The sequence below is a fragment of the Bacillus sp. SIMBA_005 genome (genome assembly GCF_046535585.1).
GTDB lineage: Bacteria > Bacillota > Bacilli > Bacillales > Bacillaceae > Bacillus > Bacillus pumilus.
The window spans coordinates 1-245 of record NZ_JAWRWI010000978.1 but is presented as its reverse complement, the minus strand read 5'-3'; the positions used below and the strand labels follow the sequence as shown (position 1 = coordinate 245).

The 245-nt window shown below is 42.4% G+C and carries 1 protein-coding gene; it reads right to left on the bottom strand.

Translation table 11 applies throughout. From position 1 onward, the window contains the following. Position 1: 1 nt before the first annotated feature. On the bottom strand, positions 2-245 hold a 244-nt coding region (locus SB660_RS23010; protein WP_410584848.1), incomplete at its 5' end, for a 3-oxoacyl-[acyl-carrier-protein] synthase III C-terminal domain-containing protein.

The following is a 245-nucleotide window of genomic DNA, read 5'->3' as shown; positions in this document are numbered from 1 at the left end:
CCTATCCCCAGCGAATTGTTATAGCTCCCCATACATAGCCGATACCCGCACTAACAAGCGTGACAATGTCCCCATCCACAATACGCTTTTGCTCTAACGCAAGCTGTAATGATAATATTTGATCAATTTGTCCAATATGACCATAGTCTTGAAGATAAATGGATTGTTCCTCTTTCAAACCAAGTTCTGATAGGATATATGCGTGCGCAGAGCGCTTCATATGAAGCATGGCGAGGTAGCTAATA